This window comes from Rhodoferax bucti (assembly GCF_005876985.1).
Classification (GTDB): Bacteria; Pseudomonadota; Gammaproteobacteria; order Burkholderiales; family Burkholderiaceae_C; genus Allorhodoferax; species Allorhodoferax bucti.
Window position 1 is genome coordinate 388163 of the sequence record NZ_VAHD01000003.1, and the last position, 14676, is coordinate 402838.

14 protein-coding genes are annotated in these 14676 nt (G+C 58.7%); 2 read left to right on the forward strand and 12 right to left on the reverse strand.

What is annotated here, in order from left to right; genetic code table 11:
• Positions 1-4: 4 nt before the first annotated feature.
• From ispG to FDM28_RS12875, 8 genes are all read right to left on the reverse strand, one after another.
• The gene (gene ispG, locus FDM28_RS12840) at positions 5-1273 is read right to left on the reverse strand and encodes a flavodoxin-dependent (E)-4-hydroxy-3-methylbut-2-enyl-diphosphate synthase (protein ID WP_420853021.1); all 1269 of its coding nucleotides are present in this window, start codon (positions 1271-1273) and stop codon (positions 5-7) included.
• Complete coding sequence (locus tag FDM28_RS12845) at positions 1273-2178, reverse strand: helix-turn-helix domain-containing protein (RefSeq protein WP_138515684.1); 906 nt, start codon at positions 2176-2178, stop codon at positions 1273-1275. Before FDM28_RS12845 ends, ispG begins: the two co-directional genes overlap by 1 nt.
• Positions 2171-3010, reverse strand: coding sequence for a type IV pilus biogenesis/stability protein PilW (pilW, locus tag FDM28_RS12850; RefSeq protein ID WP_138515686.1), 840 nt, complete (start codon positions 3008-3010; stop codon positions 2171-2173). Before pilW ends, FDM28_RS12845 begins: the two co-directional genes overlap by 8 nt.
• The gene (rlmN, locus tag FDM28_RS12855) at positions 3003-4154 is read right to left on the reverse strand and encodes a dual-specificity RNA methyltransferase RlmN (protein WP_138515688.1); all 1152 of its coding nucleotides are present in this window, start codon (positions 4152-4154) and stop codon (positions 3003-3005) included. Before rlmN ends, pilW begins: the two co-directional genes overlap by 8 nt.
• A 6-nt stretch (positions 4155-4160) precedes the next feature.
• Entirely contained in the window at positions 4161-4586 is a 426-nt protein-coding gene (ndk, locus tag FDM28_RS12860) for a nucleoside-diphosphate kinase (protein ID WP_138515690.1), read from the reverse strand.
• A 69-nt stretch (positions 4587-4655) separates the two neighbouring features.
• On the reverse strand, positions 4656-5885 hold the full coding sequence (locus tag FDM28_RS12865; protein ID WP_138515692.1) for a pseudouridine synthase: 1230 nt from the start codon (positions 5883-5885) through the stop codon (positions 4656-4658).
• Positions 5882-6553, reverse strand: coding sequence for an SMC-Scp complex subunit ScpB (gene scpB / locus FDM28_RS12870; RefSeq protein WP_138515694.1), 672 nt, complete (start codon positions 6551-6553; stop codon positions 5882-5884). The genes FDM28_RS12865 and scpB overlap by 4 nt, the downstream gene beginning before the upstream one ends.
• Before the next feature lie 106 nt (positions 6554-6659).
• Entirely contained in the window at positions 6660-7805 is a 1146-nt protein-coding gene (locus tag FDM28_RS12875) for an RluA family pseudouridine synthase (protein ID WP_138515696.1), read from the reverse strand.
• Here FDM28_RS12875 and FDM28_RS12880 point away from each other — a divergent pair.
• Entirely contained in the window at positions 7702-8508 is an 807-nt protein-coding gene (locus tag FDM28_RS12880; RefSeq protein ID WP_138515698.1) for an outer membrane protein assembly factor BamD, read from the forward strand. The two genes, FDM28_RS12875 and FDM28_RS12880, sit on opposite strands and share 104 nt — an antisense overlap.
• Here the strand turns inward: FDM28_RS12880 and FDM28_RS12885 are convergent.
• Entirely contained in the window at positions 8462-10516 is a 2055-nt protein-coding gene (locus tag FDM28_RS12885) for a DNA repair helicase YoaA (RefSeq protein ID WP_240792001.1), read from the reverse strand. The two genes, FDM28_RS12880 and FDM28_RS12885, sit on opposite strands and share 47 nt — an antisense overlap.
• A gap of 111 nt (positions 10517-10627) precedes the next feature.
• Between FDM28_RS12885 and FDM28_RS12890 the strand changes: the two genes are divergently transcribed.
• Positions 10628-11389, forward strand: a complete 762-nt coding sequence (locus tag FDM28_RS12890) for a PP2C family protein-serine/threonine phosphatase (RefSeq protein ID WP_138515700.1) — start codon at positions 10628-10630, stop codon at positions 11387-11389.
• A gap of 12 nt (positions 11390-11401) precedes the next feature.
• Here the strand turns inward: FDM28_RS12890 and FDM28_RS12895 are convergent, their stop codons facing one another.
• The 3 genes from FDM28_RS12895 to lpdA all read right to left on the reverse strand — a co-directional run bounded on the left by FDM28_RS12895 (position 11402) and on the right by lpdA (position 14586).
• Positions 11402-11953: a hypothetical protein gene (locus FDM28_RS12895; protein ID WP_138515701.1), complete on the reverse strand. Its 552-nt coding sequence runs from the start codon at positions 11951-11953 to the stop codon at positions 11402-11404.
• The gene (gene zapE, locus FDM28_RS12900) at positions 11950-13047 is read right to left on the reverse strand and encodes a cell division protein ZapE (protein ID WP_138515703.1); all 1098 of its coding nucleotides are present in this window, start codon (positions 13045-13047) and stop codon (positions 11950-11952) included. Before zapE ends, FDM28_RS12895 begins: the two co-directional genes overlap by 4 nt.
• Before the next feature lie 81 nt (positions 13048-13128).
• A complete protein-coding gene (lpdA, locus tag FDM28_RS12905) occupies positions 13129-14586 on the reverse strand; it encodes a dihydrolipoyl dehydrogenase (protein ID WP_138515705.1) in 1458 nt (485 codons plus the stop codon).
• Between the last annotated feature and the right edge of the window lie 90 nt (positions 14587-14676).

A 14676-nucleotide genomic window follows, 5' to 3' on the forward strand; every position in this document is an offset into this window, starting at 1 on the left:
ATCCTCAAACTGGGGAAGACCGGGGCGTAAAGCGCTCCCGGATATAAGTTTCTACTACGTTCTGAAATTCGACGGCAATGGCATCCCCACGCAGGGTCATCCGCTTTTCACCATCAATAAAAACCGGTGCAGCCGGGGCTTCTCCGGTGCCAGGGAGGCTGATACCGATATCAGCATGCTTGCTCTCTCCAGGGCCATTCACGATGCACCCCATCACCGCGACCTTGAGGTTTTCAACACCCGGATACTGCGACCGCCATACTGGCATCTGATCACGGAGGAAGTCATCAATCTGCTTTGTCAACTCTTGGAAGGTCGTACTGGTCGTCCTACCGCAACCCGGACAAGCCGTCACACTGGGAACGAATGTGCGCAGGCCCAGAGACTGAATAATCTCAGAGGCCACAACAACCTCTTGCGTGCGGGCCTCGCCCGGCGCAGGCGTGAGAGAAACGCGAAGGGTATCTCCGATACCCTCTTGTAGCAAAATACCCAAAGCGGTTGCAGAGGCAACCGTGCCTTTGGTGCCCATCCCCGCCTCGGTCAAACCAAGGTGTAACGGATACTTGGCGCGCTTAGCCAACTCACGGTACACCGCGACCAAATCGGTCACGCCGCTTACTTTGCAAGAAAGCGTAATTTGGTTTGCGGCAAGACCGATCTCCTCTGCACGCTGCGCAGACTCCAATGCAGAAGTGATCAACGCTTCATACATCACTTGCTTGGCATCCCAGGGGACAGGACGACGACTATTCTCGTCCATCAAACTGGCGAGTAACTCTTGGTCCAAGCTACCCCAGTTCACGCCAATACGTATCGGCTTATCCCACTGAATAGCAGCCTCGATCATCTGAGAAAACTGGCGATCACGCTTATCGCCCTTGCCCACGTTGCCGGGGTTGATACGGTACTTGGATAACGCCTTTGCGCACTCCGGAAATTCACTCAGCAAACGGTGGCCGTTGTAATGGAAGTCCCCAATGAGCGGCACATTCACGCCCATGCGGTCTAACTGCTCACGGATATAGGGAACCGCCTGGGCGGCCTCCGGGGTGTTCACGGTAATACGGACCAGCTCGGACCCGGCTGCGGCAAGCTGTTTAACCTGGATCGCTGTACCGACGGCATCTTCTGTGTCCGTATTCGTCATGGACTGGATGCGCACAGGCGCATCTCCGCCCACTGTCACGACGTGGCTACCCCACTTCACCACGGACTGAAGAGTAGAACGCGACAAAGGCCTTGCAAGGGCGATAGGCTCAGTTTGGCTCACTATTTCACCTCGAATCGGGCTACGTTGTCTTTTGATACCCCGGTAAGGCTGAAAGGCTTACCGCGGACCTGCACATCTACCGCGTCCGCCTTACCCACAACCACCGCCAGTGGAGCCACACCGGTGGCAGAGGTCACGCCATCCGGTTGCAGCGTGCGACGCACCAGTACCGCGCCAGTAGAGTCGACGACTTCCACCCAAGTGGTTCCCTTGGCGCGGATAAGTACCATATCTGCCGGTTTCGCCACAGGCGCAGAAGCCGGGGCGGCCTCCGCCGCAGCCGCCTCCACCACCACCGGAGATTTCACGGGATCGGGAGCTACAGGAGCAGGCACGACCTCCACTGCGGGCGTTTTCTCCTCAAGTTTTACGGGAGACACTGGCTCAACCGGCGCCTCTTTGGTCGTCTCGACGGTAGGTGATACCGCATCGGTGCGAGTCGTTGACTCCGTCCATTCGATGTCCGGCATGAAAACCACAACCAGCGCAGCTAACAATAAAGCGATCACCGCAAGGACAGGAGGACGTCGCAAAAACTCAGCCCAGCTCATGTGGCGCGCTGCACCAGATGCTTTGAAAGGCGCGTTAATTGCTTTCTGCCCAGAGCCCAAACTCGGAGCCAACGTCTGGGGAAGCAGCTCCAAGACCGGGCGTGGATCAATCTTCAAGGTGCGACAAACGCTAGAGGCCAGCGCTCTCGTAAACACGGCATCTAACAGCAAGTCCGTCCTGTCCGACTCCAAGGCCTCCAGCTTCTTCACCGGTACTTTCATGGATACAGACAACGCAGCAATGTGCAAGCCGGAGGCCTCACGCGCTGCACGCAGCAAACTACCTGCCGTGACGGGCTTGGGGGCCGCTGGAACATCTGCTGGGGATTGCTCGCTCACATCCAACTCACTCATCAAAAGCTCCCCTCTCGAACGACGCCGCTTCTTTGGACTGCGCAAAACGCTTGCGCAACTGGGAACCCAATTGAGTCACCGCATCTTTGTTGCCCAGAAGTTGCTCTATCTTGATACCCAACCACAACGATTCGGCATTCGCGTAATCGCTGTTATTGATTCGACGCACCTGGAACTGCGCTTTGGCCAGCTCACCGCGCTGCAACAACAACAACGCCAAGTTGTAACCGGCCACCGGATTCGCAGGATCCAACTCACTCGCGCGGGTCAAGCTATTGATGGCCTCGTTACGCGCACCCGCTTTGGACTGGCAGACACCCATGGCCATCCAAGATTTGGAGAGGTCTGCATAATTAGGATTGGCTATGGCGCCTTGGAATTGCGTATAGGAATCCTGCATCCGGCCGTTCTGGCACAGCAACCAGCCATAGTTGTGCTGCACGCTGGCGGCTTGGGGATTCAGTTGAAGGGCACGCCGAAAACTCTCCTCTGCCAGGGCGAAGTCATTCAGGCGCATGTAAATCAAGCCTCGAAGATTGTGGGCCTCGAAGAGCCCGGCATCGGCGCTGATGGACTGCTTCAACTCGTCCAAAGCGACCGTTGTTTGTCCATTGTTGTAATAACCCGCAGCCAATTCCAGGCGGATTTTGGCTCGCTTGCGGGCTGGAGTCTCATCCGAATCGGTAACGAGGTCTCCGGTTGAGGCGGAACTAGGTGCCCCACTGGCGCAACCAAACAAGCCACCAGCGACGCAGCACAACAACAAAGTCGCCCCCAGCACACGCACCAATAAGTGCCCGCGCACCACCCAACCGCCGAATAAATCAGTCATTGCTTGTCCTATGGCCTTCGCGAGGTTCAAGGCTGTGAACCTGCTGAAGCATAACGGTGCGCTGCTTGGAAATACGTGTCTCTACGTTGGTACGGTCTTTGACATCGCCGGCGAGCTGTCCGCAAGCTGCATCAATATCATCTCCGCGTGTTTTACGGATGGTGGTCACCACCCCACCCTCTACCAAAATGCGAGCAAATGCCTGTACCGCTTGGTTAGTAGACCGCAATAGGCCGGATGCGGGAAATGGGTTGAATGGAATAAGGTTGAACTTGCACGGAACATCCGCACGCTTCACAAACTGGAGCAGCGCTTGCGCTTGCGCCGGACTGTCGTTCACGCCGTCCAGCATGCAGTACTCGAAGGTGATGAAATCGCGTGGAGCCCTCTCGAGGTAGCGCTTGCACGCATCCATCAACTCATTCAAGGGGTACTTTTTATTCAGCGGCACCAGGTTGTCCCGCAGCACATCATCCGGCGCATGCAAGGACACGGCCAGTGCAACGGGGCAATCCTGTCCGAGACGGTCCATCATCGGCACTACGCCAGAGGTGGACACGGTCACTCGCCGGCGAGACAAACCATACCCGTGATCATCCAGCATGACCTTGAGAGCGGGGACCAACGCTGCGTAGTTCTGCAGCGGCTCACCCATTCCCATCATCACTACATTGGAAATAACCCGATCCTGCGTACCCAGGTGCTTGCGCAAAAAATGCTCGGCAAACCAAAGCTGGGCGAGGATTTCCCAGGTTTTGAGATTCCGACTGAATCCTTGGTGCCCGGTAGAGCAAAACCTGCAACCGACCGCACAACCCGCTTGAGACGAAACACACAACGTGCCACGGTCTGACTCAGGAATAAAAACAGCTTCGACCGCATCACCCGCGCCCACATCAAAGAGCCACTTGATGGTGCCGTCTGCAGAAATGTGCTGAGTAATGACCGGTAAGGCCAGGACCTCCGCGTGTCCTCTTAATTTTTCTCTGAGCGACTTTGCAAGATCACTCATTTCATCAAACTGGCTGGCGCCTTTTTGATGCACCCAGCGAAACAACTGGGTGGCGCGAAACTTCTTTTCGCCTAAGGTTTCACAGAAGGCGGCCAGACCCTCGAGATCAAAATCGAGCAGGTTGACCGCCATAGTGAATTAACGCGAGTAAACGTTCATGCCAGCGAAGAAGAACCCGATTTCCACAGCTGCAGTTTCGGGAGCGTCAGAACCGTGCACAGCGTTGGCATCAATGCTGTCGGCGAAGTCAGCGCGAATGGTGCCAGGTGCAGCCTTCTTAGGATCAGTGGCGCCCATCAGGTCGCGGTTCTTGGCAATAGCGCCTTCGCCTTCCAGCGCTTGAATCATCACAGGGCCGGAGATCATGAAATCGACCAGATCCTTGAAGAAGGGGCGCTCTTTGTGAACAGCGTAAAAGGCCTCTGCTTCACCGCGAGACAGGTGCGCCATGCGAGCAGCTACGACCTTCAAGCCAGCAGCTTCAAAACGGGCGTAGATCTGGCCGATGACGTTCTTAGCGACTGCGTCAGGCTTGATGATGGAGAGAGTGCGTTCGATAGCCATAGTAATTCCCAAAAAGGTATAAAAATTATTTGTTTGTCAAAGACAAAGCGCGCGATTCTAGCATTCAGCTCAGCGGCTGCGACCGCCGTTCCGGCGTTGTCCGCCGCCAGGACGACCCCGACCGTTCGCATCTTGGCGCTGGCGTGAAAAACTGTCTGCGCCGATGTAGCCCAATGACGTCTTCATAGGATCCGGCTGCCCTGCACCCTCTTGCCGAGGCGCCTGCCGGACAGGCTTACCGCCTCGCTGGCGTGCCTGCGGAGCCGGGGCATTACCCGCCTTGGGCAAGGAAGGCCCGCGCCCACCTTGGCGACCACCCCGCCCACGCGGACGTTGCGTGTTGCCCCCACCCGCAACCGACTCATCGTGTGCTCGGGGTTTGCCTGCGCCGGCAGCTTGCACCAAAGCGCGGATGTCCGCCTCGTCCAGCTCCATCCAAGCACCCCGCTTCAGGCCTCGCGGTAGCACCATGGCCCCGTAGCGGATGCGAATCAGGCGGCTCACCGCATGTCCGACCGATTCCAGCATGCGCCGAACCTCACGGTTACGCCCCTCGGAAATCGTGACGCGGTACCAGCAATTGGAGCCTTCACCACCACCATCTTCAATCGAGCCGAACTGGGCTATGCCGTCGTCTAGCTGCACACCATTCAATAAAGCCTGCTTTTCGTCTTTGCTCAGTGCGCCGAGCACGCGGACAGCGTATTCACGCTCCAAGCCGAAGCGAGGGTGCATCAAGTTATTGGCAAGCTCCCCGGAGCTGGTGAAGAGCAACAAGCCCTCGGTGTTCAAGTCCAAGCGCCCTACTGACTGCCACTTGCCCTGGTGCAACTTGGGAAGACGTCGGAATACGGTGGGCCGATTTTGCGGGTCATCATGGGTGACCACTTCACCAACAGGCTTGTGGTACGCGATTACACGGGCGGGCGGCGGATCAATACGAAAACGAATGGGCTTGCCGTTGACCTTGATGTTGTCCCCGAACTGGATCCGTTGGCCAATATGGGCCGGCTCGTTGTTGACGGAGATGCGCCCCTCCAGAATCAGCTGCTCCATCTCCAGCCGGGAGCCCATGCCAGACTGCGCCAACACCTTGTGCAGCTTGGGAGTTTCCGCTTGAGGCAACAGGACGCGCTTGGGCAATACAACGTCTTCCGCCTCCTCATCCGCATCGAACTGGCCCGAAATCACATCATCAAATCGGTTGGACAGTCCCGCCACTGCAGCAGGCATTGCCTCCGGGGCAGACAGGTCCACAGGCACTCCAGCGGCTTCTGGCAAATTGTCGTTTTCGTTCATAGTTGTGTTCCGTTATCCATTTCGCCTGCTGTTGCCTGCAGGGGCATTGTCATTTGAGGGCCGTCGGCATCCAGGGCCTGCGCTACTGGCAGCTCTGCATCCTTCGCAGCAGCACCAAGCAACTCGCTGAAGTCAGCCACCGCATCGGCCCCGCGCTCTGCAGACACCAAAAGCGGCAACTGATCGAGCGAGACCAGCCCCAGGTCATCCAAAAATTGCTTCGTCGTCGCAAACAAAGCAGGCCGACCAGGCGCCTCACGGTGTCCGATGACCTCCACCCAACCCCGGTCTTCCAGCTGCTTGATCAGCAAAGAGCTGATGGTTACACCCCGGATATCTTCCATATCCCCCCGGGTCACCGGCTGCCGGTAGGCAATGATGGCCAAGGTCTCCAAAGTGGCCCGGGTGTACTTGGGCGGTTTTTCCGGATGCAAACGATCTAAAAACTCACGCATTTCCGGACGGCTCTGAAACCGCCAGCCCGTAGACACATTCACCAACTCGACACCCCGCCCCACCCACTCCGTCTGCAACTCAGCCAGCAAGGTCTTGACCGTATCCGCCCCGACGGAGTCTGCAAACAGCTCCCGCAGCGCTTTGACCGGCAAGGGTTGCTGGGCACAAATTAAAGCGGTTTCAAGGACCCGCTTGGCATCGACCATGTTCATAGTCTTGACGTAATGAAGGAAAACCGGAAATAAGGGCAGACCGGAAAACAGTTGCCGACGGTAGGAGAGCTATCGACCTCTCATGACTACCCTACGCGAGACGTAGCTACAAACCTCCCGGTTTGAGGCCTGTATTGTAACTGAGCCCCAATGCAGCGGAAAGCGCTACAAAATCGGAAGGCGGTGCACACTCAAACGTCAACGTCTTCTGAGTTAAGGGGTGCGTAAACGCCAACCGGCATGCGTGCAAGGCCTGACGCGTCATATCCGCCATTGGAGAGCCTCCGTACACCGCATCCGACACCAAAGGGTGGCCGATATGCGCCATGTGCACCCGGATCTGGTGGGTCCGCCCGGTGTGCAAAATACAGCGCACCCAGCACGCCACTTGGCTATTGGCGAGGAGCTCAAAGTCCGTCCGCGCTTCTTTGCCTGACTGGTGCGCCAAATCCACCACCGCCATGCGCAGACGATTGCGGGGGTCCCGTCCAATAGGCGCATTGACCTCTTTCAACTGCATCCAAGGCCAAGTTTTGTGGGCAATGGCGAAGTACTGGCGGCTTACCTCCCGGGCAGCAATCGCTTTGACTAACGCATCCATGGCCTGCCGGCTACGCGCCACCACCATCAGACCACTGGTGTCTTTGTCCAGGCGGTGCACGATGCCCGCCCGGGGCACTTGCGCTGCGTGAGCGCTATACGACAGCAATCCATTCAACAAAGTGCCGCTCCAATTGCCCGGCGCGGGGTGCACCACCAAACCTGCCGGCTTGTTAATGACCAATACGTGCTCGTCCTCAAAAACCACGTCCAAGGCCATGGCCTCGGGCTTGAAGGCTTGGCTTTGGGGTGTAGGCTTCAGCTCCACCGCGACGGCATCGCCTACTTTGACCTTCACCGAGGTTTTGGTCACCACTTTGTGATTGACTTGAACCAAACCGGCCTCAATCAGTTGCTGCAAGTAACTGCGAGAGAACTCTGTAACATGGATTGCCAACGCACGGTCCAAGCGCTCGGCATGGGAGGCGGGGTCTACGGTAAAGCTGCGGAACTCGGCTTCGCTTGCGATATCAGAAGCCTCATCCGCCTCTGCCTCGATAGAGTGCGTCGATATAATTCCAACGGTTTGATTCAAGAAAGTCCCCAAGATGCTGCGTGCGAAATTATCGGTCGTTTGTGCCACGATGCTGGCGGCCACGGTCACACTGCTGGCAGCTTGCTCCAGTGCCCCGGTGGACAAGACTGCGGGCATGAGCCCCAACCGCCTGTATGCGGAAGCCAAGGATGAAATGGGGTCGTCGCAGTGGGACAAAGCCATTCCCTTGCTGGAGAAACTGGAAGCCCGCGCTGCCGGCACACCCTTGGCGCAACAAGCCCAGCTGGACAAGGCGTACGCCCAATTTAAGGCCGGTGAGCAAGCCCAATCACTGGCCACGCTGGAGCGCTTCATCAAGCTGCACCCCGCCAGCCCGGCTCTAGACTACGCGATTTATCTCAAAGGGATAGTCAACTTCAACGATGACTTGGGCCTGCTGTCGTCCATCACCCGCCAGGATTTGGCAGAGCGTGACCAAAAAGCGGCCAAAGAGTCTTTTGAAGCTTTCAAGGAATTGACCAGCCGCTTTCCGGACTCCAAGTACACCCCGGATGCACGCCAGCGCATGAACTACATCGTTGGCTCGCTAGCGCAGTACGAGGTGCATGTGGCGCGCTACTACTACAAACGCGGCGCTTACTTGGCTGCGGCCAATCGTGCGCAGCAGGCGCTGACCGATTACCGCGATGTGCCGGCCACGGAAGAGGCTTTGTTCATTTTGTACAAGTCTTACGACGCTTTGGGTATGGAACAACTCCGGGACGATGCCAAACGCATCCTGGAGAAAAATTATCCCCAATCCGACTATGTGCTCAAAGGCGGTAAGGCAAGTACGGATCCATGGTGGAAACTCTGGTAAGCGCCCATAGCGCCTGTTGATATTGCTCCTCTTTTCGTAGCAATGGCATGGGTGGCAGGGCTGCCAACAGCTGGCGGCCATATCCCATGCGCACCAAGCGAACATCACAAATGACCAGAACCCCCTGGTCGGTTTCCCGACGTATCAATCGCCCTACGCCCTGCTGAAGCGCTATCGCGGCCATGGGCAGCTGCACCTCGGCAAAAGCACTCCCACCTGCGGCCTCCACCCGGCTGCAATGCGCTTGGACCAGCGGGTCGTCCGGCGGCGCAAACGGTATTTTGTCGATCACCAAGAGCTGCAGGGCCTCACCCGGCACATCAACGCCCTCCCAGAAAGTGGCAGAAGCGACCATCAAGCAGCCCCCTGTGCCGGGCTGCTGGAAACGGGCGAACAAATCCCGCTTGGAGGACTCGCCTTGCACGAGCACCTGCATATCCAGATGCGCGGGCAGCAAAGCGCGCACTGTCTGCGCGATCAAACGCATGGCACGCAGCGTGGTGGTGAGCACCAGCGTACGCCCGCCCAACACTTGGGCAGACTCTGCCGCCAGTTGCGCCACCCGTGCACTGTGGTCTACGGAAGATGGCGCGGGAAAATTGGCTGGCACGTACACCGCTGCTTGGGTCGCGTAGTCAAACGGGCTCTCCACCTGCAAAGTGCGCGCGCCCTGCAAGCCGGTGGTGTCCAAAAACCATTGCATCTGCGCGCCTTGCGCCAAGGTAGCGGAGGTAAATATCCAACTGGTTTTAGCCTCCAGGGCGAGTGAAGGCCCCACACGGGTCTGCATGGCTTCCGATATATCGAGGGGAGACTCCACGAATCGCAGCCGGGTGCCGTTGTCTATCCAGCGTATCCAATCGCCCTGCGCGGGCAACTCCGCGTTGGAGAGGTGGGTAGACAGCACCTCGGCCCGCTCCGCCATTAGCTGCAAATCTGCGTGGGCAGGCGCGAGCTGCATCAAGGCATCTTTCACCGCATCAAACACCACCCTGAGCCGGGCCATACGCCTTTGCCACAGTGCCGCAGAGACTCCGGACGGCACGGCTTGTTGCCATGGCAAACGTGGTGCAGCCTGACCGGACTCCTGACACACCGTCTGCAAATCCACCACCGCACTTTCGAGTTGCTCCACCAGCCACTGCCAGTCGGCCAGGCCCCTCGCCCATTGCAGACCTGCAAACACCACATCTCTGCCGAAGGCAAGCAGTTGCCCGGTAGACCACTGCCGCCCCAAAAACTGCACGCCCACCTCATTGAGTTGGTGTGCCTCGTCGAACACCACCGTGTTCACGGTGGGCAACAACTCGGCCACGCCGGACTCACGCACGTTGGCATCTGCAAAAAACAGGTGGTGGTTGATCACCACCACATCGGCCTGCATGGCTTCACGCCGGGCCTTGTACAAAAAACATTCCTGATATTTGGGGCACTGGGACACGGTGCAGTTATCCCGGGTGGACGTCACCAGGGGCAGCACTTGCACCGACTCCTCCACCGCGGGCACTTCTGCCACATCACCGCTCCGTGTGGCCTGGGCCCACACCTCTACCGCCGCCAATAGCCGCAGTGGCGCGGCGGTTTGCAAGCTGCCATTGACCCGGGCGGTTGAAAGCCGCTGCAAACACACATAGCTGCTGCGCCCTTTCAACAGCGCAACCCGGGAGCCAATGCCTAGGGTTTGCAGCAGCTCCGGAATATCACGACTAAAAAGCTGATCCTGCAAGGCCTTGGTCGCGGTGGATACCAGAACCTTAGCGCCACTGAGCAGCGCCGGCACCAGGTAGGCATAGGTCTTACCCACCCCGGTACCCGCCTCCACCACCAGTACACCACCGTCCTCCATGGTCTCAGCCACCGCCCGCGCCATGGCAATTTGCCCTGCGCGCGGCGCATAACCGGGCACCGCAGAAGCCAGGGCGCCAGTCGACGAAAAAACCTGGGCCACTTGCTCTGGGAGAGCAGGGGGTACGGCAGGGCGCTCAGAAAAAGGGAGGCTGGTGTCCAAAGGTAAAAGGTGTCCGCTGGCTGGTTACACTGCGCAAGTAAAAGGCAGCCGCCCGATAATACGGGAGGCACTGCCGCACAGCCACCCTACTTCCTTCTACCGCACACCACCATGTCTTCAGGCTACCGCCTCAGCGCATCTACCGGCATCCACAAAGGTGACCGGGAATACCAGCAAGACCAAGTTGCGCTGTTGAAGCATGTGCGTGTCAACGGCTGCCTGCTCGGCATTGTGGCGGATGGCATGGGAGGGCGCAGTGGCGGCCGCAAGGCCTCGGACCAAGTCATGCTCACGGCCAAACAACTGTTTGAGCGCTACGACCCGGACACCGATGACGCAGTAGCCACCTTGACGCAAGTCGTGCAAGAAGCCCACATGGTGATCAAGCTCACCGCAATCTCTTCAGAGGAAGAGCCTCACAGCACACTGGCCGCTTTTTTGATCAACCCGGGCGGTGACTGCCATTGGGCGCACACCGGTGATTCACGGGTGTACCAATTTCACGGCAACCGCTTCATCAAGCGCACCACCGACCACTCTTACGTACAAGCACTGGTCAATCGCGGCGAGATTACCGAGGAGCAGGCGGCGGTCCACCCGCAATCCAACATTCTCATGGGGTGCCTCGGGACGGAGAACGACCCGCCGGTGGACTTTCACTTCATTTCCAAACTCCGCCCCGGTGATGTGCTGATGGCCTGTAGTGACGGTATCTGGCACTACTTCAACAACGGGGAGCTGGGCTCGGTGCTGTCCACCCTGTCTGCCCGGGAAGCAACCGAGTTTTTGATTGAAAAAGCCCGCTCACGTGCGCGCGGCGGTGGCGATAACCTGTCGCTGGTTATCGTCAAAGTCGAGTCACTGCACAGCTAAGTCGCACCACCCTCAGGGGCTGATTGGCAAAGGGTCTGCGCGCTCTTTTTGCTCGGACAGTCGCTTCTCGACCTCTGCCTTGTAGCGCGCAGCTTCCAGCACCTTGGCATCGTAGGCGGCGCGATTGGCAGCAGCATCCGCAGGAGAGATGACCGTAGCGGCCTTATCCGCAGGAGGCGATGCCGGCCCGGCGGGCTGCGGTGGCAACTTGGGCTGTGGCACAGGCTCCGGTGCCCGGTTGGCCAATTCGCGTACGCGCTCGGCTTGGTCTTGCTGCTTTTCCTCCAAAAGCTGCAACTGCTCACGGGTACGCTCCGCGCGCTGCGCATCACGCACGGCCAACTCCCGTTTTTTCAGCTGTGCCAGCCGCGTGCGCCGGCTGGCAGACACATCTGAAAGACATGCGTTAACCGCAAAGCGTTCGTAGCACTGCGCTTCGGCGTTCTGGCTGTCGGCCTGCACCTGCCTGCGCTCTGCCTCAATGCGCTCCAAGGTATCGCTGACCTGGGCACTTGCATGACCGGCCAGCCATACGGTTAACAGGATGATCCACGCGCGCTTCATGTCAGGCGGGTGTCCACGGTACGGCGCTCCAGCTCCAGAAACTCCTTGGACTGCATCTCCGTCAAACGGGACACGGTGCGGGGAAACTCGTGGGCCATGGGGCCTTCCGTATACAAGCCCTCAGGGGCCACTTCCGCCGACATGATGAGCTTCACGCGCCGGTCGTACAACACGTCCACCAGCCAGGTAAAGCGGCGCGCTTCCGAGGCCATGCGTACCGGCATGTGGGGGACGTCACTCAAAAACACCGTATGGAAGCGGGACGCAATTTCCAGGTAGTCATTTTGCGAACGCGGCCCGCCGCACAAGGTTTTGAAATCAAACCAGACTACTCCGCCCGCCCTGCGGCGGGCCCGAATTTCACGGGACTCGATGTGCAGCAGCGAATCCTCATCATGCTGCTCCGCCAAGGCGTTGAAAGTGGCAGTCATCGCCGCATCCGCCACGGGACCGGTGGGCACGTGGTAGAGCTTGGCATCTTCGAGCGTACGGCGGCGGTAGTCGGTGCCGTTGTCCACATTGAGCACTTCCAGCTTGGCATTCAAAAGTGCAATGGCAGGCAGTATGCGGTCGCGGTGCAGGCCGCCGGGGTAGAGGTCATCCGGCTTGAAATTGGAGGTGGTCACAAAGCCCACGCCATTGTCAAACAAGGCGTTGAGCAAACGATGCAGGATCATGGCGTCGGTGATGTCCGCCACGTGGAACTCATCAAAACAAATGAGACGGTAGCGCTTGGCCATGCGCTTGCCCAGCTCGTCCAGCGGATTCACCGTGCCTTGCAGGTTCACCAGTTCATGGTGCACCTCGCGCATGAATTCGTGAAAGTGCAGGCGCGTTTTGCGCTTGAGCGGCACGGCGTTGAAGAAGCAATCCATCAGAAAGCTCTTGCCCCGCCCTACACCGCCAAACATGTACACACCGCGCGGAATCTCGGGCCGGTTGATCAGCTTCTTGAGGGCGTTAGAGCGTCTAGCCTTGTAGTGGGCCCAGTCATTGGCACAACGCTCCAAGGCCTCCACGGCGCGCAATTGCGCGGGGTCGGCGGTGTATCCACGCGCCTTCAACTCCGCCTCGTAGGCTTCTTTAACGCTCAAGGCTTACTCCGGTATGCTACAAAAAGAGAAGCTGCTAACGCACGTTTGACGGGCGCTAGCAGCTTATTTGGCTTACAAAGATCAGAAGTTCAGCGTGCGCTTGTCTACTGCCAGAGCCGCTTCCTTGGTCGCCTCGCTCAGGGAGGGGTGGGCGTGGCAGATGCGGGCGATGTCTTCCGCGCTCGCCTTGAACTCCATGGCCACCACAGCTTCAGAGATCAACTCGGAGGCTTGCGGTCCCACGATGTGAACGCCCAGAATTTCGTCCGTCTTGGCATCGGCCAGGAACTTGACGAAACCGGTGGTGTCGCCCAAAGCACGTGCGCGGCCGTTCGCCAAGAACGGGAACTGACCCGCCTTGTAGGCCACGCCTTCCGCCTTGAGTTGCTGCTCGGTGCGGCCAACCCATGCGATCTCAGGGCTGGTGTAAATCACCCAAGGAATGGTGTTGAAGTTGACATGCCCGTGCTGGCCAGCAATGCGCTCAGCCACGGCAACGCCCTCTTCCTCCGCCTTGTGGGCCAGCATCGGGCCACGCACCACGTCGCCCACCGCCCAGACACCGGGCAGGTTGGTCTTGCAGTCGGCATCCACAACAATCGCACCGCGTTCGTCCAGCGCCAGGCCCACGGCTTCGGTGTTCAGACCGATGGTGTTGGGCACACGGCCGATGGAGATGATGAGCTTGTCCACATCCAGCGACTGGGCTTCGCCCTTCGCGTTGGTGTAGGCCACCGATACGCCCTTTTTGCCGTTCTTGATCTCGCCGACTTTGACGCCCAGCTCGATCTTCAAGCCCTGCTTGGTGAAGGCCTTGAAGGCTTCCTTGGCCACGCCTTCGTCCACCGCGCCCAGGAATGTGGGCAGGCCTTCGAGAATGGTGACTTCCGCACCGAGACGCTTCCACACCGAGCCCATTTCCAGGCCAATCACACCAGAGCCGATCAGGCCCAACTTCTTGGGCACCGCGCCGATGTTCAGCGCGCCGTCGTTGGACAACACATTGACTTCGTCAAACGGTGTACCGGGCAATGCGCGCGCATTGGAGCCGGTGGCGATGATGATCTGCTTGCCGGTGATGGTTTCTTCTGCGGCGCCAGCCACCTTGATCTCGTAACCGCCCGTGGAACCGGAGGTTCCACCCTCACCGGCTGGAACGGCCCTGACGAAAGAACCGCGACCGTGGAAGAAGGCAATCTTGTTCTTCTTGAACAAGTACAAGATGCCGTCGTTGTTCTGTTTCACGACAGTGTTCTTGCGGGCAATCATCTTGGCCACATCCATGCTCACACCCTTCACCTCGATGCCATGCTCGGCAAAGTGGTGGTTGGCGTGGTTGAAATGCTCGGACGATTGCAGCAGCGCCTTGGAGGGGATGCAGCCCACGTTGGTGCAGGTACCGCCAGGCGCGGGACCGCCGACAGCGTTCTTCCATTCGTCGATACAGGCCACGTTGAAGCCCAACTGGGCAGCGCGGATGGCGGCAATGTAACCACCGGGGCCAGCGCCAATGACGATCACGTCAAATTGTTTGCTCATAGTATTTCTCGCTTAATTCTTGAAACGCCACACGGAGCGCGTGCCTTCACTCAGGAACACCGCGGAACTGGCTTTGCCAGGCCGCTGGTG